We start from the raw sequence: 19,138 nt of genomic DNA on the forward strand, positions 1-19,138 counted from the left end.
ATCCTCCTCTTGAAACTATCTCTCTTTTCTTAATAGTGCTTATTTTCTAAATTTTATATGTTTCTTATTATACAAGATGTTACAAATGTTGCAATCCATTTTCAGAATTTTTCTACACAAGTTCCATATACTCTTTCATTTCTAATTCAATTCAATATATGTCCATTTATCCTTTTCATTCCTTCCAGATAAAGTTATTTAGTCCTACTTTCTTCACGACACACCTGTAATAAGTTCGATATATTTTTTTGATACACAAAAAAAGTCATGACTTTTATCACATGTATCGTGATAAGTCATGACTTTTCATTTTATTGATCAAGCTGTTGTACTTGGAACAGTTTATAATAATGGCCCTGCTTCACCATCAACTCTTCATGTGTCCCCATTTCGACAACTTCTCCGTGTTCCATATGAATGATTCTATCAGCATGGGTGATCGTTGATAGACGATGGGCGACTATGAAGGTCGTCCGCTCTTTCGCCAGGATTTCAAGGGATTCCTGGATCAGGTGCTCACTTTCCAGATCAAGGGCTGACGTTGCTTCATCCAGTATGAGTATCGGTGGGTTCTTAAGGAATACCCTGGCAATCGCGACACGTTGCTTCTGTCCGCCAGATAGTTTCACACCTCGTTCTCCTACTTTCGTGTCATAGCCTTGAGGTAATTTCATGATGAAATCGTGTGCGTTTGCCGCCTTGGCAGCTTCTACTACTTCTTCATCCGTCGCCTCAGGATTTCCGAATTTAATATTCATCTTGACCGATTCACTAAAGAGGATATTGTCCTGAAGCACCATTCCGATATTGTCCCGCAGTGATCTCACCTGAAATCTTCTGATATCCGTACCATCTAAAAGAATTTCACCATCTGTGACATCGTAGAATCGGGGGATAAGACTGACGAATGATGATTTTCCTCCTCCGCTCATCCCCACCAGAGCGACGGTTTCACCCGTTTTAATATCAAGATCGAGATTACGCAGCACCTCTTCCTCATCAGATTCATAGCGAAAGGAAACATTTTTAAAACGAATATCGCCGCGTACATTTTCACAAGGAATCGCACCTGGTTCATCATCAATGTCATACTTCTCATCCATGAACTCAAATACACGGTCCATGGAGGCGATCGATTGAGTCAAGGTTGTTGAAGAATTCACCAGTCGTCTAAGCGGTCCATAGAGACGATCGATATATGCGATAAAGGCAGCCATCGTACCAATGGTCAGATCCCCATCAATGACTTGCAGCCCTGCATATCCGATGATGATTAATGGAGAAATATCCGTAATGGTATTCACAACCGCGAACGCTTTCGCATTCCAGCTTGTTTGCTTCAAGGCCTTCGTTAAGAAATTGCTGTTCTGATCCTGAAACTGCTTCTGTTCATAGTCTTCAACAGCAAAGCTCTTAATGACGGCCATCCCCTGGACCCTTTCGTGTAAGTGACTTTGAACCTCTGCCAGTGCCTGAGAGCGGTCCCTTGTCAACCCTCTGAGTCTTCCGAAGAAATAACGGACAGAGAAAGCATAGAAAGGAAACGCTATAAGAGAAACGAGTGTTAAAGAAACATCCATGGTAAACATGATGGAGAGGGCGATGACAATGGTAGCTGCATCGAGCCAGAGGTTCATCAGACCCGTGATCACGAAATTCTTTGTTTGCTCAACGTCATTGATGACCCTGGAAATGACTTCCCCCGCTCTTGTATTCGAATAATATTTAAAGCTTAGTCGTTGAATATGGGAAAACAAATGGTCCCTCAAATCATACAGGATCTTGTTGCCCGTCCATTGAGCAAAGTATTGTCGATAATACTCTACAGGCGGTCTTACAAGTAAGAAAAGGACAAGCATGATCCCCATGATCATGAGTAATTGATCGGTCTTTTCTTCCGGGGATAAGCCAGAAGCCCCTACTATATCATCAATGACATATTTGATTAAAATCGGAATTAATAAGGGAATCGTAAATTTAATAATACCTATAATTAATGTACCAATAATTTGCCACCGATAAGGTTTTACAAATTGAAGGTAGCGTTTGATACTATCCAAGTGATTACTCCTTTCTAAGATGTTTAGTATTTATTTTGCCCCAATAAAAAGGGATGACCCTGTATGGAACGCAGCAACTGTTCCTCTTCAAGTCCTGTTTGGGAATGAAAAGGTTGCTCCTTACTGGGTCAGCCCTTTAAAGCTTATTCGATTTTCCAGCTGTGTTACCCCCTGTGAGTCAAATAACGCTCGTACCAAATATCAATAAAGTCCGGAGCAAAAGGCCCTTTTCTTTGTCGGATCCAGCGAACAAGCTTCTCTACATTCCGCTTCAGGATGTGATCGATCACATCCGGGTAACCGTACAACTTTCGATGAGCTTCATACTCATCCTCATCCAGCAATGTATATGTCATATCAGGAAACACTTTAATATCCAAGTCGTAATCGATATACTTGATCGCTTCATGATCATATACAAATGGTGAACTTAAATTACAATAATAATAAATACCGTCCTCACGAATCATACAAATAATGTTAAACCATAGCTCCGAATGAAAATAGCATATTGCCGGTTCACGGGTCATCCACGTTCTGCCGTCTGATTCCGTCACCATCGTTCGATCATTTCCACCGATAATCTGATTGCTTGTTCCTTTCAGAACCGTCGTTTCATTCCAAATCCGGTGAATATTGCCATCATGCTTAAAGCTATGTATTTGTACAGATTTTCCTTCAGTGGGAACCGCCATCGTATCCCCTTCTTTCATTTCAAAATTACCCTTATATATACTTGTCTATTCTATCATTATAACGTTTCCTCAGAAAATTTAAAACAAAAGGGCTATCCTTAAAGAAAATATCCTCTAAGAATCGCCCGATTCCGGTTCAAAATGGGTTTTTATTATAAAAATTGGAGATCTGCCATTTTACTTGATTTCCTTTGTGTGAAAGGGTTCTAGTGAAACATACCTTGTTCACCCTTACGTTTAATGTAGTTTTTTATGTTGTTACACTGTCTTGTTCCTTTTGATAGGAACGGATGACTTCATCTGTTTGCCTTTGAAACATTTTTTGAATCTCTTTCAGTTCCTGCTTTTTTGACGCAATCTCTCTCTTTATAGATTCAACCTTCGTCATCTCTTGGAGCTGAAGCAGTTCCTCTTCCAGCTCCTGACAACGTTCGATCTCAGACTGAAGATATAACAACTTATCCATCGTTTCTAACTGCTCTGTAACCAACTCATTAAATCGCTGCTGTATCACTCCAACCAACTCCTCTAAACAAGCTCTCCTAAAACATTCTCCTTTCCACCCCAAAACCCTTTGACAACTTCTGTCACAATCCCACCAGTTTTGTCGATGTGGATCTGAGGATGTGATCGGTTTTTAACTTCCATTATATGTTAAAATACGCTTATATTCTGAAAAAGACGCATATATTGAAAAAATGACGCAATATTCCATGAAAACGACGCATAAAATTGATAAACGACGCATAAAATTGATAAACGACGCAATAACCCATGTAAACGACGCATAAATCAAGAAAATGATGCAATTCTTTCTTTCCTGCCCCTTCAAAAGGTACTTTCATCCTCAAAATGAAGATCGTTCAACTCTCTAAAATCAACCTACCCATGCTTTTTCAGCCGAGCTGGTACACGAACCAGGTAAAACCTTTTAAAAAACGATGCAAATACCATTAAAACACGAAAAAGCACCCAACTTAATGGGTGCTTTTTCCGTCAAGAACAATTCAATTATTGTTGTTGACCATATTTACCAGAAGCTTTCGCTTTGTTAGCTTCTGCTTGTTGGTTTTGTTGCTTTACGTGTTGAGCCGCTGTTGTTTCAGAAGCGAACTCAGTACCGTATTGTTGTTGCTGAGCTTGACCAGCTTGAGCGTTTTGTTGTTTCACGTGTTGAACGCTAGTACCAGATTGAGTTTTGTTTGGTTGTTTTGCCATTGTAATCACCTCCACGCTTATTAAGATAACCAAGCGTGGATTTCACTATTCGATATTTTTCAGGAAAAACATTCCACTAAACTAGGAGTGAGCGACCGCCATCTACGATGATGGTTTGACCTCTGATCATGGAAGAATCGTCCGAAACGAGGAACATGACCGACTTCACCAGATCATCGATCTCCACCATTCTTCCTGCAGGCGTTTTACTGCGCGCATCTTCAAGTAATTCTTCACGATTAGGGAAATGCTTCAAGGCATCTGTATCAATCGCCCCACCGGATACTGCATTTACAATTATATCTCTTGGTGCTAACTCAACAGCCAAATAGCGGGTTAAAGCTTCGACTGCAGCTTTAGATACTCCCACCGTTGTGTAATTGTCCAAATAACGGATGGATCCCAATGAGCTGATGCTTACAATGCGTCCGCCCTTATCCATTAATTTTGCTGCTTCCTGGGCACAGAATAATAGTGCCTTGCTGTTAATGTTCATCGTCCAATCCCAATGAGATTCTTCAAGTTCCATGACCGGGCGCAGAACCCCCGATGCTGCGTTACTCACCAATACATCCAATCGGCCGAATTCTTCTTTTATCTGCTCGAACATCGATTTGATTTTATCAACGTCCCCGACATTTGCCCGTACGACAAATGCTTTTCGTCCAAGCTTCTCTACCTGTTCAGCTGTTTCGAGTGCACCTTTTTTGCTTCGTGCGTAATTAACGACGATATCGTACCCTTTTTCTGCTAGTTGAATCGCGATTTCCCGTCCAAGTCCGCGACTGCTTCCTGTGACTAATGCTACTTTTTGACTCATGTTGATCATCCTTTCGATTTCATTTCCATTTGGTGTAAGGCATAATCAGTCCTTCTAGCATGCAAACTAATAAGAGCATGTAAGTTAAATGGAGGAATGAGTTATGTATGTAGGCAGAGATATGACAGAGCTTTCGATGATTCCCAAAAATGAATGGGAGAAAAGCGAGCTCGCTTTCTTTCATCATTCACTACAACAAATAGTACCCTATTTGAACGCAGAAGGACAATCGATTCACCGAGAAATTATTGAGGAAATTGAAAACCGCGGTGGATTGAAGCGGGGCGAAGCAGATTATACTCACGGCACAAGGATCAGTTACGATTGAGATGATTATAAAAAAAGAGCAACCATTCGGCTGCTCTTTTTTATTTCTGCAGGATTCCTGCTCCGGTTTCCTTCCAAATTTTCTGATGGGAAACAGGAAAGGCATATTTATCCATTTCTTCAGTTGTAACGGCAATCAGGTCGCTTGCATCAAGTGTGGTGCTATCGATGGAACCAACATATACTTCAATATCCCAAATGATGTGAGAGAATATATGCTGGATCTTCGTGACAACCCCTGCTTTCAAAGAGCAATCAACCTTGTATTCTTCCTCCAGGAAATCAAGCAATTGCTTCCTGCCACTGCTTGAACTTCCCACTTCGAAATTAGGGAATTCCCATAAATTAGCGAGCAGTCCTTTACTCGGACGTTTATGAATAACTACTCGATCATCTTCCGTAAACAAAACGGCTGCCGCCATATTCAATTTACGGGCAGATTTCTTTTTCGATTTGATCGGCAGTTCCGTTTGCACCCCTTCTTCAAATGCCTGACAATGCTCCCGGACAGGACACAGTAAACAAGAAGGGGATGTTGGTGTACAGATCAGAGCCCCAAGTTCCATCAATGCCTGATTGAAATATGATGGATTTTCTTCAGAAATCAGATTCCTGACGGCTTGTTCAAACACCTTGCGTGAAGCTGGTTTTGCAATATCGAGCCAGATGGATAGAATACGTGAAAATACCCTCATGACATTTCCGTCTACAGCAGGCTCAGGCTTGCTGTAGGCAATACTCAAGATCGCTCCCGCAGTGTATGGACCGACTCCTTTTAAAGACGAAATCTCTTTAGGTGTGTCAGGGACGATACCATCATACTTCTCTTTCACTTCTTTTACAGCGGATTGAAGATTTCTGACCCTCGAATAATAGCCGAGGCCTTCCCATGCTTTCAGGACATCTTCTTCATCTGCTGAAGCAAGAGCATCTATGGTAGGAAAATTCTCGATGAATCGGTTAAAATAAGGTATGACCGTATCCACCCTCGTTTGCTGAAGCATGATTTCAGATACCCAGACTTTATAGGGATCTTGATCCTTCCTCCACGGAAGATCGCGCTGCTCTCTTGAAAACCATGAGATTAAATCTTTCTGGAATCCCTCACGGTCAATGGTCTGTAAATGTTTCAATGATTCTTCTGTCAATTTTGTACCTCCAGGATGTTAAATGTTACATTGAATAGGGAATAAATAATTAAAGCTGTTTTTTTAAGCCAACAAGGTTTATTTCTTTTAATCCTCCACAAATACATTCGTCCAATAATCCAAATAATAAATGACGACGGGAAGTTCGTAAACGTTTCAAAACATGGAAATGGGATTCCGTGGGCACAATAAACCGTTCGATGTAACGATTAGAGTCGGCTTCGGACTTTTCCCATTGAATATTAAAGGCGTCGTATTGTGGTAATGTCTCTACGATATTATTCATAATCTGCTTATATTGAGGTTGAAAATTTTGTTTTATTTCATATTCTAAGTAAATGTGTAAAGTGTTTTTCATTGAAATAAACTCCTTTTAACCATATCATGTTCAAAAATGAATACAAGTCATAAAGAAAACAGATGAAAATGAGCCAAGGGAGGACTTTTTTTGGATACAGGCACTCATATTGTCATGGGTTTCGCTCTTGGGGGCTTAGCCACCCTGGATCCCGTTGTTGCTGAAAGTGCAGCCACTTCTCAAAGTGTGCTGGTTGCAGCAGTCATCGGCTCTCAAATACCAGACATTGATACCGTTTTGAAATTACGCAATAATGCTGTTTATATACGTCATCACCGAGGCATCACCCATAGTATTCCAGCTGTTGCTCTATGGCCGCTTCTAATTGTCGCTTGTCTTTATCCATTTTTCCCGGGTGCAGATTTGCTCCATTTATGGATTTGGACATTTGTGGCCGTATTCCTCCATGTATTTGTCGACATTTTCAACGCCTATGGGACCCAGGCCATCAGGCCGATTTCGTCGAAATGGGTCGCTTTAGGAGTGATTAACACGTTTGACCCGATTATTTTCGGGATTCATATCGGGGGATTGATCCTCTGGGGCATTGGATTACCCCCGGGAAAAACCTTTTTGGTCATGTACATTGTGATTTTTGCTTATTATGTCTTGAGATTCCAAGTTCAAAAAGCCGTGAAAAATGCCGTGAAGCGAAGAATTCCGAATGCGGAAAAAATCATCGTTTCCCCGACCATCCGATTTTTCCAATGGCGATTAGCCATCGTCACGAAGGAGCATTATTATGTCGCAAGGGCATTCAGACGGTCGATTACAATTTTTGATAAATTTGAACGGGTACCGATTCCTGAAAATCCAGTAATCAATGCTGCTAAAAAAGATAAAAATCTAGCGGCCTTTCTTTCCTTTTCCCCGGTCTACCGCTGGGAAGTGGACGAATACGAAGATCACTTTGAAGTACGCTTTATCGATCTTCGTTACAGAAATAACGGACATTATCCATTCGTCGCGTTGGTACAGCTCGACAAAGACCTGAACATCGTCAGCTCCTACACAGGATGGGTCTTCAGCGAAGAAAAACTCCGCTCAAAAGTGGACATCGACATTTTAATCGATTAAAGCAGTGAGGGACGGACCTTTAAAAGGTCCGTCCCTCATCACTTTAATGTACTAAATCATCATCTTCTTTATCGTCGATCAGGTGTTTGTATTTAGGGTTTTGTGCAGCGAATTCATGGATCTGTTCTCCGTAGGTATTCACCCATTGGCGAACGACTTTTTCCGTTACTGCTTTCCCTTTATAATCGTAACCTGCTTTTGCGTATGTTGCTTCGAAATCCTCCCAGACAAGTTCAATCCAGGTTCTTGCTTTTTCATACGAGAGCTTATTATTTTTTTCAATTAACAACTGAGTTAATTCATGGAATGTTGACTCCATTTTGTCTCCTCCTTTTCCAAATATTTAGTTCCCGCTTTTATGATAATGTACACCATTTCACCCATACTATAAGTACGTGGTTAAGCTTAGTTGTGAATCTTTGCTTCTTCACGGTATGAGTAAGTACATTTCACCTTTTAGGAGGCACATTATGCGAAATAAAACGACAGGGTTCCCTAACATGAATAACAATAAATTCGAAGGTGAACCGAGAGCTAAAGCGGAATTTGCATCTAAAAGGGCTAACGGCACCATCAATACCCATCCTCAAGAACGTATGAAAGCTTCTGGAGAAAGAGATCACGACTCACTTTAATGAAGTGAAATTTGTTTAGGGGGTAGTTACGATGGCAAACATGAAAAACAACTTCTACCGAAATAAGTACAGTAGTCCATTTAACAAGGCATTCTACAATCCAAAGCATGCCCATTCCCAAGCTAATGGACAAACCACACAAACTCAAGACTTAATCATTCTAGAGAACCAGACACGCAAGCGTTCCTAGACTGCTTCCCGAGGTCCGTCCCTATGACGGACCTCTTCATCATTTTTTTTCTTCTGCTAAAAGGGAGATGGGCAGAGCCTCTTCTTTTCCATCGCCACCCAAGCGATATCCCCAGGCGAATACCCCGTTTAAGTAGTCCACTCTGAAATATGTACCGGGATCTCCTTCTATCGCGTAGATTCCCCCTGGCTTGTAGTTGTCGGGATTCATTAGATAAGCCTGCGCCATAAGGGCCTTGCGCTCCAACACGGCAAACTCATTCACAATTCCCAACTGTTCAGCCTTTCTTGCCTTCTCCTTCAACGAAGCAATTTCCTGCTTCAACTCATGCTCCGTCATCTCACTATATCTTCTCTCTTGTTCCATCCTTCATCACCTCTACTAATAGTAGTATAGAGAAAATGATACAATAAGAAAAGCGGAAGCGGCTTGGTCAGACCCGACAGGCATAAGACAGGATGGCCGGAAAGGCGTTCTTTGCCTTTTTGGCCATCACGGCTTATGACCTCGAGGGGCTAGCCGCTGGAGCTGGACAATAAGAAAAGCGGAGGGGCTTTGCCCAGAGGCGACAAGCATAAGGCAAGTCCACCGGAAAGGCGCTCTTTGCCTTTTTGGTGGGCTGGACTTATGACCTCGAGCCTCTAAGCCCCGCAGCTGGACAATAAGAAAAGCGGAGACGACTGGTCAGCCCCGACAAGCATTTCCGAGCAAACAGATGAGGGCGCTCTTTGCCCTCAACTGTTTGATTGGAAATGACCTCGAGGGGCTAGGAGTCGCAGCTGGACAATAAGAAAAGCGGAGACGACTGGCCAGCCCCGACAAGCATAAGTCGGACCCTTATTCCAAGATAATTATGTAACCACATTCACAAGAAAGGATGACACTTTCATGAAAACAGCCATCATCACAGGAGGAGGCTCGGGCCTCGGAAAAGAATTAGGAAAACTGCTTAGTCAGCAAGGATATCATATCTTCCTTCTTGGGCGAACGGAAGACCGTTTAAAAGAAGCCGCAGCAGAAATCGAAAGCTTAGGCGGACAGGTTTCATTTGACACGTTGGATATCCGTTCAACTCAAGACATTCAACAATTCGGCAAAAATCATCTTAATGATCATACTGTTGAATTACTCATACATAACGCAGGAGTAGGCTATTTCGGTCCCTTCAAGGATTCAGACGATGAGGAATTAGTAAACATGTTTGAAACAAATGCACTGGGTCCCATTCGACTTACCAAGGCACTTCTAAATCAACTGGACCAAAATAGCACCATCATTAACATTATTTCAACAGCTGGTCTTAGAGGTAAAAAGAACGAATCATTGTATGTAGCTAGCAAGTTTGCCCTCAGAGGATTTGGTGAGAGCTTACAGAGAGAATACGAAGATTCGAACCTTCGCATCGTGAATGCATATATGGGTGGAATGGATACTCCATTCTGGGAGAACAGTGATCATATCAGTGACCCTTCAAGGCTTCGCTCTCCTAAAGAGGTTGCGGAATTGATTGTGAATGAATTTAAAGAAAAAGAGGAAATCGTCATTGAATCAAAAAAATAAAACGTAAAAGGCAGCCTTCCCTAAAGGAAGACTGCCCTCTCAATTATGGAGCAAATGGGAAGAACATAAAGGCCACGATAAATAATAACACGGGGACCAAAAATACAGCGAAGGCATCAATCACGACTACAAGAGCCATCCACACCCAGCGGATACCGTCTTTTCTTCTTAGAAACTGCTGAATCATCCGGATGTTAACGAGGATGAGGAATACCGCCACACCCAAGAGAAAAAATGGCATCACCCATTTCCCCATTGTTTCGGCGTACCCCTGGTTATACCACTCTTGCTTCCCCAGTGTATAGAATCCGGTTCGGACTTTAATGATGATTTCACCAATGACAAACAGTGCGGCTGCCCCCACCACTACTCCACCTGCATAAAGCTTGAACTTTTTAGTCGTACCGATCAGCAGCAATAGTGTCAAACAAACAAATAGAATCGTAAAGATCTCCACCAGAATTCCCCCTTGTCATACCCCATTCGTTCTCTCTAATCTATCTTGAAAACAACAAATCATTCTTCATTTTCTTTTAATTCTTCTAAAAGTCTTTCGATGTCCTCCATTGAAAAACCTTTTCTATATAGCGTTTGTTTCATTTTTTGGACGTACTCATATCCATCATATTTAGAACTCAGTTTTCTATGAGCCTTTAATCCTTGATGATAGACGGCATCCCATTTTTCATCGTCATCGCGATCTGATTCTACTGTTTCCCAGACGATTTTCATAACAGAACCCGGGTATCCTTTTCGCATCAGGTTTTGTTCAATCTTTTGCCTGGCAATCATTTTGGAGTCTTTTCTGTATTTCTGAAGAAGTTTTTCGGTAAGGCCGACTGCTTTATCAACCTGCTTCTCTACTGTGAATGCAGCAAGAGCCTCTTCGATATAAGGGTCATCCACCCCTTTTCTTCTTAATTCCCCACGGATCCATGTAGGACCCTTATCAGATGTATTCATGTGAGTCCCGACAAATGCGTGTGCGAATTCTAAATCATTGATGTATTTAATATCATTTAATTTATGAATCACTTCCTGGATGATTCCATCTTCGGGATCCCCTTCTTGTAGATGATCCCGAATCTCTTTTTCCGTACGCATTCGATAGGCTAAATATTGTATGGCTTTATTGAATGCTTTTTTCACATCGTCTTCGTATTGTAGCTCAGAAATCTCAAGCTCATCGATCTCCAATCCTTTTCTGAGCTGAAACTTCGCCAGGATTGCTTCATCGACACTGAAGGCATATTTTCCATCTATAAATAAATTGTAACGCTCATCGTTCTTCACTTGCTTCGTTATTTTCGAAATCTTACCCATATTTTCCACCTCATAGTAATCCTAACACATTCAGCATATGTTTTTTATTCTGTAGATAGGTAAAATAATAAGTATATTGGAGGGATGATGATGAAGATCGCTATAACAGGTGGTACAGGTTTTGTCGGTCAGGCTTTGACGGAGGAACTACTCGAACACCAACATGAAGTAATGATTCTTACCCGAAATCCGGATAAATACGACAATCGTTCAGGTGTTACCTATGTAAAATGGCTATCCGACGGTGCGAAACCCGAAGAGGAGCTCGAAGGAATACAAGCCTTCATTAACCTTGCAGGGGAATCCATCAACAGCGGCCGCTGGACGGATGAACGAAAGAAACGAATCATCAATAGCCGGATCAACTCAACACAAGAGGTGATCAACATTATTAAGGCACTGAAAGAGAAACCGACGTGTCTTATCAACGCAAGTGCAATCGGCTACTACCCTTCTTCAAAAACGAACACGTATACGGAAGTGTCAGCTGAAACGGCAGACAACTTTTTAGGAGAAACGGTTCAAATATGGGAAAAGGAAGCGAGCAAGGCGAATCAGCTGGGCATCCGGGTTGCATATGCACGCTTCGGAATTATTCTGGGGAAAGACGATGGCGCCCTCCCCCGTATCGCTCTTCCTTATAAAATGTTTGTAGGAGGAACGGTCGGGCCCGGGGACCAATGGATGTCGTGGGTCCATATAAAAGACATCGCAAGAGCGGTGCATTTCATTGCGGAAACAGAATCCATCTCCGGACCGGTGAATGTGACAGCACCTTCTCCCGTTACCATGAAAGAGTTTGGGAAAATACTCGGGGCCGTGCTTGGCAGACCACACTGGATCCCAGTCCCTTCCATTTCTTTAAAAGTAGCCATGGGGGAAATGAGCGCCTTGGTGCTGGAAGGACAAAAGGTACTTCCGAGTGTCCTTTCAGAAAACGGTTTTCAATTTGAATACCCTGAACTTAAAAGTGCCTTGATCGATATTTATCATTAAATCACAGGTATGCCCCCTTCCTTTCAAGGCAAAAATAGAATTAATCTTGAAAAGAAGGGAAGTACATACGAATGGATAATAAGAAAAAGAAAGACAAAAACAAATCAGTTCTATCCAGTGCACAGGAAGTAACGTATTCAAGGGAATTCAAAGCAGCAGATCGTGCAGGCGGCTTCACTTCCAAATCCCACAGATAGTCAATTATTACCTAACTAAAAAACCTTACTTTGAAGAAGAATAAAGGTACAGACTCGTTAGTCTGTACCTTTATTTTTTATCCAACTGAAAAGGGGATGTTCATATTGGGCAGATCACGCGGAAATAGTAAACGAGGAAACAAAAACAGCTTGCCTCAAACACCCGCTCAGCTCAAATCTGACGGTGTTGACGAAGAGTTCTCACGTGAACTTGCCGACCAGGCTGATATGGAAGCACAAGCTCGCGCCAATGCTGCTAACCAGCGTGCACGAGTGAAGAAAAACCAATAGAGCAATCCCGGTAGGTAAAAAAGATAGGTCCTGAGGAATTCATTAAGAAACCACCCATGCAGTGACTGCATGGGTGGTTTTAATTAAACGTACTATCATACCACGATCGGCTTTTTATGATGCTTGTCTTTAGCTAGAACCATATGTTTCAGGTACGGCATCACCCAGCGGTCAACTCCCCAACAGTTTGCCCCTCTGCCGGCAAAAAGAAGGATGATGGCAACTGTGTAGAGAACTGGATTCGTGCTCACTGTTCCAGCTAATAAGAAGTTTAAATTCATGAATGCCCCTGCCAGTAACGCCGGTATTGTCATGAATCCGACAATCAAGCCAGCTCCCACCAGCACTTCTCCCCAAGGAATCAAAACATTGAATAAATCTACATTCGGTATAGCGAAACCTTTTAGAAATTCTGCATACCACCCTTGAACGGCTGGATGATCTCCCGTCGCTTTAGCCAATGCCCCTTGCAGGAAGCCACTTGCATCAAAACCATCATTCACCTTATGCCAACCCGCTTCCAGCCATTGAACGCCCAACCAAATTCTAATCACTGTCCAAACCATGCTCACCTTTTGATCTTCCCACCATCTCATGATGGATCATCTCCTTTAGGATGCGTATTGTGAAAAATTTCACAAGAATGATTAAAAAAACAGTTGTTCAAAGTTTATGTTGATTTTTGATATGGTAGCTGTTTTGTTTGTGAAATGTTTCACATGTTCTTTACACTTATAATATACCTCTTCTCCATCCTTAATGCAATAGGCTTTTGATCAGTTCACAAAGGTGTCAAAATCGGTAAGTGTGTTGTTTATTTCTTAATATTTTTTAGTGGAAAATAAATTTACGGTATCTTTCAGCAGCTGAATTAAAGAAAGATTTCAGCTGCTGATTTTCAATGGAATTTCAACTGTTAAATATCCACCGATTATTAACTGTCAAATTCACTTGTAAAAATCATCGATATTTTAACAGATGAACAATCACCGCCCACCAATCCTACGTTAACGCTCGCCACTCATATCAATGATCCGGATTAAGTTGTCACTATCATCTTGGTATATGGCATATCTGCCTGGAGGAATATCACATGGAGTTTTAATGAAATGAAGTTTTTCTTGATGTTGTTCATAATATTCGTCTACGCTGTCTACGATGAAAATTCCACCGGGTCCTAAATCAGGCTCATCATTCTCGATCATCAATTGAACATCCGTACCTGGTAACTTGAGAGCAATCGTGTGATCTCCTTCGCGCCATGCTTCTTCAAACCCTAAAGTATCACGATAATAATGGAGAGATTCCGTTAAATCTTTAACCGGATGACATAGAAAAGCCAGTTTCATATACTACACCTCAATTTCGTATTTTTTTGGGCCATTCCCTAAATCGTACCCACCCACGCATCATGCTTTGAATCAAGTCCCAAACATTCACATCCCTAATGAGTTCTTTTCTTCAATCTGCAAAAAATCCTCTTCTACTATTTCGCTGCCCGGTACAAGTAGGGATTGAAAATCTGTGAATAGATGCTGAATTTCTTCATGCTCATTAATCAACTCTATGCTTTTTTTGTATTCACTTTCGTCTTTGTATCTATTAATCTCCATCCATTTTGTTCCGTCTTGCTTTTTCAAATAGAGCGTATGACTTTCTAAGTACTTTCTATAAATTTCACCAGCCTTTTCTTGTACTTTAAAGAATTCTTCTATTTTTTCCGGCTGAATATGATACTCATAGACTTTTACGAACATACATTTCTCCTTTCAACAAGATGTATTTTACCATAAAAAACCATTAAAAGGATAGAATCTTCTGATAGTTATAGAAGTAGAAACTTTCTTCTTTTTTATCCGTATTACATAATAGAACTAGACAGGCCGGTTACGGGAGATGAAACGATGAAGTCAGAGAAGAAGCTTTGGAGAATGTGGAAGGTATTATCATTAGCGTTATCGATTGTGTTCAGAGTCTATTGGTACCGTCTCCGCGGTAAGTCCCAATGGGAGAAAGATAAGCTTTGGGAACGGATAGGAAAGGAGTTTAAAGAAACTCTCTTTGAATTAAATGGTGTGTTGATCAAGGTTGGACAACTGTTAAGTATACGTGAGGATCTGCTACCGAAAGGATTCATCAATCAAATACAGGATTTGGTCGATCACGTCCCTCCTTCACCATGGGAGGAGATTGAAAAGGTTCTGGAACGCGAATGGGACGGCTCGGTGACTACCAAGGTACAGGCCATCGACCAGGAAGCCGTCGCTTCAGCTTCTATCGGAGAAGTATACAAGGCGACGCTGTTTGATGGTACCCAAGCGGCTATCAAGGTGCAGCGGCCTGAGATTCCTTCCCTGGTTAGGACTGATTTCCGCTCCCTTGCCATCATTATTTGGTTTGCCAGACATTTCGCACCCGTTCCAAAAGGTTTCATTGATTTCAAAATGCTTTATAAGGAATTAAAGCAAGTCATCGAACAAGAGTTAGATTTTTCACAAGAAATGAATTCTGCTATTTCATTCAAACAACGGTTCAAGGACCATCCTAACGTGAAGATTCCTGCTATGTACCCTGAACTTTGTACAGATAAAGTACTGGTAATGGAATGGGTGGATGGCGTTCGATTGAATGACCGAAAAGCATTTGAGTCGTATGGATTGGACGGGCAGAAGCTAGCTAAGGAATTGTTTCGCCTTTTCCTTCCCCAATGGCTTGAGCCCGGAATCTTCCATGCCGATCCACATGCAGGGAATATACTGCTTCAGCCGGATGGTACCTTCGTTCTCCTGGATTATGGAATGATCGGGGAAATTTCCAAGAGGGATTCCACTCACTTTCAAGATCTTCTGGAAGGAATTCTTCTAAAGAATTTCCGGAAAGCAGCAGAAGCTCTGGCTCAATTAGGGTTCCTCCTTCCTGATGCAAGTCCGAAAACCATTGAACCTGTGCTGAAGGAATTTGTCACTCTCGATATGGAGGAGTTCAAACAGATGGATCTGATTTCGGTAAAGAAGGAAATCAACGATATGGTGAAATCATTGCCTGTACAAGTCCCTACCCGCTTTATCTTTTTAGGCCGGTCTTTTGCAACTATAGAAGGGCTTGTTCATACCTTGAGTCCAGATGAGGAAACCCTCGATGTCGTCAAACCTGCCTTCATGGATTGGGTTAAGGATAGTAACACAAACAAGTGGGAGCTACTTATCAAATGGATAAGCGCTCAGCCACTGTTTCAAACGTTGCAAAAAATCCATCAGCTCCTGGATGTGCCGGAAAAAGCACTCGAGCAAAAGGATCATCATCAGCAAAACAAGTTTCAATTTGAGATATTTGAGAGCCAAAAGAAGCAAGCTTTTATCCTTATACTGTCAGGGTTCGCAGGTGGTTTCACAGGGCTTGGTTTCAACATGGAGCTCCTCTTGCAAGGAAGCTTTGGACTTGCAGGATTTGGTTTGGCAGGGTATTGGTTTATTGCCACAAGGCAAAGAAGATGGCTCAAGAAATTGAAGAACGGGCAGCTTCATTAACAGAGAGTGCTTATTGAAAGTAAAAGCTCAGAGTCGCCTCTGAGCTTTTTTTCTTCGAGCTATGGAAGTACGGTTTTATTCTGCCCTTTGAAACTCGGTCCTTGAAACAGAGCTCTTCATGACCTCTTCCACAAAGCTTTGAATCGATGCGTAATCGTCATATAGAAACAGTAGTGTGTCACCGGGTTGTGAGATCTCCCATGCCATGAACAAAGCATGGATTTCTTCAGGTTGCACATGAATCAATGGTTGTGCTTTGGATTGTTTCACTCCTCTGGTCAGCAAATGGATGGTTTCTCCCGGTGTCCTTCCCCTTAAATTCAGATCCTCCTTGATAATGAAGATATCCGAGTGTTCTCCAAAAATCATCCCCATATCATGAATCGTTTCATCTTTCCTGTCCCCCGCTGCTGAGCCAACCGTAATGACTCTTCCATCCTTCAGATGAGCGATGGTATCGAATAAGGCCCTTAAGCCCGCTGGATTGTGGGCATAATCAACAATGACGGTTCTTCCTTGCACGGTTTGTACATTGAACCGTCCGCGATTTTGGGTTTCAGTCGGTAGAAAACTGATCACCTTACTCCGAAGTTCGGAAAGTGGACGCCCTAACGAATGGGCGGCTGCAAGAGAACCGAGCACATTCAGGATATTGTACCTGGCAGCTCCGTTGATGGTGAGGGGGATATGGGAGACAGGCAGGAATCTTTCGGTTTTCCCCTCACAGGTATGCATGACCCACCCTTCATCCATGTACCACGCCTCATGCCCATTCTCTATATGCTCCTGTATCACAGGATTGGAAAGGGAAAGGGAGAAGTAGATAACCTTCCCGTATGTTTCAGTTGCCATTTCAACACATCTTGGGTCATCTGCATTCAATATGCATGATCCTCCAGGTAAAACCACTTCGACCACGGTCTGTTTAAGCTTTTTTAAATCCTCCAGAGTATCTATGCCATTCAGGCCCAGATGATCTTCACTGATATTGGTTACAACGGCAACATCACAATGCCTGAAAGCCAGACCTTCCCTTAGCATGCCACCTCTGGCTGTTTCAAGCACAGCAACGTCAACACCAGGGTGGGAGAGTACTTTCCTGGCGCTCTTCGGACCGCTGCAATCGCCTTCATCAATCTGATGTTCGTCGATCCAAACCCCGTCCGAGCATGTAAAGCCAACGGTTACATTCTCCTTTTGCAAAAGGTGGGAGACCAGCCGGCACGTCGTTGTCTTTCCGTTTGTTCCTGTCACAGCGACAACGGGGATGGCCGCTTCTTCGCGATTTGAGAATAAATAGTCTACAATCGCTCCCCCGACGTCCCTGCTTTTTCCTTCTGATGGATAATGATGCATCCGTATCCCAGGCGCAGCATTCACTTCCAAAATGGCTGCAGCCCCCTTTTCGAACGGGACTGATACATCCGATGAAAGGATATCGATCCCGGCAATATCAAGACCGATCGCAGCCGCAGCTCCTTCTGCCATCTTCCGGTAATGTGGATGGACATCATCTGTCACGTCAATTGCCGATCCACCAGTCGAAAGATTTGCGTTCCCCAAAACCTCAAGAGCCTGTCCCTTTTTGAGGACGGAATCCAGGGAGTGACCGCCCTTCTCCAGATGTACAACGGTCCGTTCATCGAGGGGGATTCTGCTCATCGCTTTCTCGTGTCCTTCTCCCCTCAAAGGATTTTTGTTTTCGCTTTCAATTAATTCCTTGATTGAATTACGTCCATCACCGATCACCGTAGGAGGGAGGCGAAGACTTGCTGCAATCAGTTCACCATTCACGACCAGAAACCGGTAATCATTCCCTTTATAGTAACGCTCGATGATATAATCGGTCCCTTCACTGTATACACAGCGAAATGCCGTCAACAGGTCAAGGTCATTCTGGATATCCGTCACGATATTTTGTCCCTGACGTCCATTGACAGGTTTGATCACGAGGGGAAATCCGAGTTTCTCAGCAGACTGAAGAAGCTCGAATTCGTTCGAAACCACGTCCCCATCAGGAACAGGAAGTCCGGCTCTCTTCAATAATAGTTTTGTCTCATCTTTATCACAGGAATTCTCTACAGCAAGGTAAGAGGATTGACTCGATATGGTCGCCTGGACGAATTTTTGTTTCTTACCGGTCCCGAGTCTCAAGTGACTGTTTGTACCCGTCCTTTCAACCGGTATCTTCCGGTCTTTGGCTGCTTGATATATCGCTTCTGTACTCGGTCCCATTTTATGCAAATGATAGAGATCAGATGTTTCTGATATGTAAGGATCGGCACTGACCTCTTTATGATCAAGAATGGCTGTAACGATCTCCATCGCTGCTACGAACGCATAATAGCCGGACTTCTTTTCCACATAATCGTAGGTCACAAAGTAAATCCCTTTCCTTTCACCCGTGATGGTTTTTCCGCGCTTGACAGAAATCCCCGCCAGGTGCTGGATTTCAAGTGCGATATGCTCAAGGATGTGTCCCATCCACGTCCCCTCATACAGGCGTTCCACAAAGCCACCTGCATACCCCCGTGAACATGTATGTGTTAATAAGGATGGCATGACCTCAAGCAAACGGTCAGTAAACCCTCCCAGAAGATTTGAGGGTTTTTCTTCAAACCCTTCTATATCGAGTTCGATGCAGATCGTCGGTTTGAAACTGTATAAATTAGGGCCGGATAAGTAATTGACGCGATTGATTTTCATTGAATGTTCT

The 19,138-nt window shown here is 42.6% G+C and carries 24 protein-coding genes; 9 read left to right on the forward strand and 15 right to left on the reverse strand.

What is annotated here, in order from left to right; all coding sequences use genetic code 11:
* Window positions 1-311 precede the first annotated feature (311 nt).
* The 5 genes from TV75_RS15495 to fabL all read right to left on the reverse strand — a co-directional run bounded on the left by TV75_RS15495 (window position 312) and on the right by fabL (window position 4,793).
* Window positions 312-2,060, reverse strand: coding sequence for an ABC transporter ATP-binding protein (locus TV75_RS15495; RefSeq protein ID WP_044339712.1), 1,749 nt, complete (start codon window positions 2,058-2,060; stop codon window positions 312-314).
* Window positions 2,061-2,224: 164 nt separating this feature from the next.
* On the reverse strand, window positions 2,225-2,755 hold the full coding sequence (gene ntdP / locus TV75_RS15500; protein ID WP_044339854.1) for a nucleoside tri-diphosphate phosphatase: 531 nt from the start codon (window positions 2,753-2,755) through the stop codon (window positions 2,225-2,227).
* A gap of 250 nt (window positions 2,756-3,005) precedes the next feature.
* Window positions 3,006-3,269: a YgaB family protein gene (locus tag TV75_RS15505; RefSeq protein WP_082051310.1), complete on the reverse strand. Its 264-nt coding sequence runs from the start codon at window positions 3,267-3,269 to the stop codon at window positions 3,006-3,008.
* 497 nt (window positions 3,270-3,766) lie between these two features.
* Window positions 3,767-3,973 carry a gamma-type small acid-soluble spore protein gene (locus TV75_RS15510; protein WP_034762583.1) on the reverse strand — a complete coding sequence of 69 codons (207 nt, stop codon included), beginning with the start codon at window positions 3,971-3,973 and terminating at the stop codon, window positions 3,767-3,769.
* A gap of 76 nt (window positions 3,974-4,049) precedes the next feature.
* The gene (gene fabL / locus TV75_RS15515; RefSeq protein WP_034762580.1) at window positions 4,050-4,793 is read right to left on the reverse strand and encodes an enoyl-[acyl-carrier-protein] reductase FabL; all 744 of its coding nucleotides are present in this window, start codon (window positions 4,791-4,793) and stop codon (window positions 4,050-4,052) included.
* 103 nt (window positions 4,794-4,896) lie between these two features.
* On the opposite strand from fabL, the gene TV75_RS15520 reads away from it, so the two are divergent.
* Window positions 4,897-5,121, forward strand: coding sequence for a hypothetical protein (locus tag TV75_RS15520; RefSeq protein WP_044339713.1), 225 nt, complete (start codon window positions 4,897-4,899; stop codon window positions 5,119-5,121).
* A gap of 40 nt (window positions 5,122-5,161) precedes the next feature.
* On the opposite strand, the gene mutY is transcribed toward TV75_RS15520, so the two are convergent.
* Both mutY and TV75_RS15530 read right to left on the reverse strand, forming a co-directional pair.
* On the reverse strand, window positions 5,162-6,268 hold the full coding sequence (gene mutY / locus TV75_RS15525; RefSeq protein WP_253275550.1) for an A/G-specific adenine glycosylase: 1,107 nt from the start codon (window positions 6,266-6,268) through the stop codon (window positions 5,162-5,164).
* Between the two features lie 49 nt (window positions 6,269-6,317).
* A complete protein-coding gene (locus tag TV75_RS15530; protein WP_044339714.1) occupies window positions 6,318-6,626 on the reverse strand; it encodes a hypothetical protein in 309 nt (102 codons plus the stop codon).
* 90 nt (window positions 6,627-6,716) lie between these two features.
* Between TV75_RS15530 and TV75_RS15535 the strand changes: the two genes are divergently transcribed.
* A complete protein-coding gene (locus TV75_RS15535; protein ID WP_044339715.1) occupies window positions 6,717-7,703 on the forward strand; it encodes a metal-dependent hydrolase in 987 nt (328 codons plus the stop codon).
* Between the two features lie 43 nt (window positions 7,704-7,746).
* On the opposite strand, the gene TV75_RS15540 is transcribed toward TV75_RS15535, so the two are convergent.
* Complete coding sequence (locus TV75_RS15540; RefSeq protein WP_034762572.1) at window positions 7,747-8,022, reverse strand: YfhJ family protein; 276 nt, start codon at window positions 8,020-8,022, stop codon at window positions 7,747-7,749.
* Between the two features lie 151 nt (window positions 8,023-8,173).
* On the opposite strand from TV75_RS15540, the gene TV75_RS15545 reads away from it, so the two are divergent.
* Window positions 8,174-8,338 (forward strand): small, acid-soluble spore protein K, encoded by a 165-nt coding sequence (locus TV75_RS15545; RefSeq protein WP_044339716.1) that lies wholly within the window; start codon window positions 8,174-8,176, stop codon window positions 8,336-8,338.
* Window positions 8,339-8,369: 31 nt separating this feature from the next.
* The gene (locus TV75_RS21605) at window positions 8,370-8,528 is read left to right on the forward strand and encodes a YpzG family protein (RefSeq protein ID WP_082051311.1); all 159 of its coding nucleotides are present in this window, start codon (window positions 8,370-8,372) and stop codon (window positions 8,526-8,528) included.
* Window positions 8,529-8,567: 39 nt separating this feature from the next.
* On the opposite strand, the gene TV75_RS15550 is transcribed toward TV75_RS21605, so the two are convergent.
* Entirely contained in the window at window positions 8,568-8,894 is a 327-nt protein-coding gene (locus TV75_RS15550; RefSeq protein ID WP_044339717.1) for a YfhH family protein, read from the reverse strand.
* A gap of 522 nt (window positions 8,895-9,416) precedes the next feature.
* Here TV75_RS15550 and TV75_RS15555 point away from each other — a divergent pair.
* Window positions 9,417-10,088 carry an SDR family NAD(P)-dependent oxidoreductase gene (locus tag TV75_RS15555; RefSeq protein ID WP_044339718.1) on the forward strand — a complete coding sequence of 224 codons (672 nt, stop codon included), beginning with the start codon at window positions 9,417-9,419 and terminating at the stop codon, window positions 10,086-10,088.
* Between the two features lie 43 nt (window positions 10,089-10,131).
* Here the strand turns inward: TV75_RS15555 and TV75_RS15560 are convergent, their stop codons facing one another.
* Window positions 10,132-10,545 carry a hypothetical protein gene (locus TV75_RS15560; protein ID WP_044339719.1) on the reverse strand — a complete coding sequence of 138 codons (414 nt, stop codon included), beginning with the start codon at window positions 10,543-10,545 and terminating at the stop codon, window positions 10,132-10,134.
* 59 nt (window positions 10,546-10,604) lie between these two features.
* Window positions 10,605-11,411 (reverse strand): recombination regulator RecX, encoded by an 807-nt coding sequence (gene recX, locus TV75_RS15565; protein WP_044339720.1) that lies wholly within the window; start codon window positions 11,409-11,411, stop codon window positions 10,605-10,607.
* 90 nt (window positions 11,412-11,501) lie between these two features.
* Here recX and TV75_RS15570 point away from each other — a divergent pair, with 90 nt between their 5' ends.
* The 3 genes from TV75_RS15570 to TV75_RS15575 all read left to right on the forward strand — a co-directional run bounded on the left by TV75_RS15570 (window position 11,502) and on the right by TV75_RS15575 (window position 12,895).
* The gene (locus tag TV75_RS15570; RefSeq protein WP_044339721.1) at window positions 11,502-12,407 is read left to right on the forward strand and encodes a TIGR01777 family oxidoreductase; all 906 of its coding nucleotides are present in this window, start codon (window positions 11,502-11,504) and stop codon (window positions 12,405-12,407) included.
* Window positions 12,408-12,478: 71 nt separating this feature from the next.
* A complete protein-coding gene (locus TV75_RS21610; protein ID WP_082051312.1) occupies window positions 12,479-12,604 on the forward strand; it encodes a YfhE family protein in 126 nt (41 codons plus the stop codon).
* Window positions 12,605-12,709: 105 nt separating this feature from the next.
* Window positions 12,710-12,895, forward strand: coding sequence for a YfhD family protein (locus TV75_RS15575; protein ID WP_044339722.1), 186 nt, complete (start codon window positions 12,710-12,712; stop codon window positions 12,893-12,895).
* A gap of 95 nt (window positions 12,896-12,990) precedes the next feature.
* Here TV75_RS15575 and TV75_RS15580 read toward each other — a convergent pair whose 3' ends face one another.
* The 3 genes from TV75_RS15580 to TV75_RS15590 form a co-directional block, all read right to left on the reverse strand.
* Complete coding sequence (locus TV75_RS15580; RefSeq protein WP_044339723.1) at window positions 12,991-13,491, reverse strand: DoxX family protein; 501 nt, start codon at window positions 13,489-13,491, stop codon at window positions 12,991-12,993.
* A gap of 411 nt (window positions 13,492-13,902) precedes the next feature.
* The gene (locus TV75_RS15585) at window positions 13,903-14,244 is read right to left on the reverse strand and encodes a VOC family protein (RefSeq protein ID WP_044339724.1); all 342 of its coding nucleotides are present in this window, start codon (window positions 14,242-14,244) and stop codon (window positions 13,903-13,905) included.
* Window positions 14,245-14,331: 87 nt separating this feature from the next.
* Window positions 14,332-14,652 (reverse strand): hypothetical protein, encoded by a 321-nt coding sequence (locus tag TV75_RS15590; protein ID WP_044339725.1) that lies wholly within the window; start codon window positions 14,650-14,652, stop codon window positions 14,332-14,334.
* A 147-nt stretch (window positions 14,653-14,799) separates the two neighbouring features.
* Here TV75_RS15590 and TV75_RS15595 point away from each other — a divergent pair, with 147 nt between their 5' ends.
* Window positions 14,800-16,422, forward strand: a complete 1,623-nt coding sequence (locus tag TV75_RS15595; RefSeq protein WP_044339726.1) for an ABC1 kinase family protein — start codon at window positions 14,800-14,802, stop codon at window positions 16,420-16,422.
* A 75-nt stretch (window positions 16,423-16,497) separates the two neighbouring features.
* On the opposite strand, the gene cphA is transcribed toward TV75_RS15595, so the two are convergent.
* The gene (gene cphA, locus TV75_RS15600) at window positions 16,498-19,128 is read right to left on the reverse strand and encodes a cyanophycin synthetase (protein ID WP_044339727.1); all 2,631 of its coding nucleotides are present in this window, start codon (window positions 19,126-19,128) and stop codon (window positions 16,498-16,500) included.
* Window positions 19,129-19,138 lie beyond the last annotated feature (10 nt).

This window comes from Rossellomorea aquimaris (assembly GCF_000935355.1).
GTDB classification, from domain to species: Bacteria; Bacillota; Bacilli; order Bacillales; family Bacillaceae_B; genus Rossellomorea; species Rossellomorea aquimaris_B.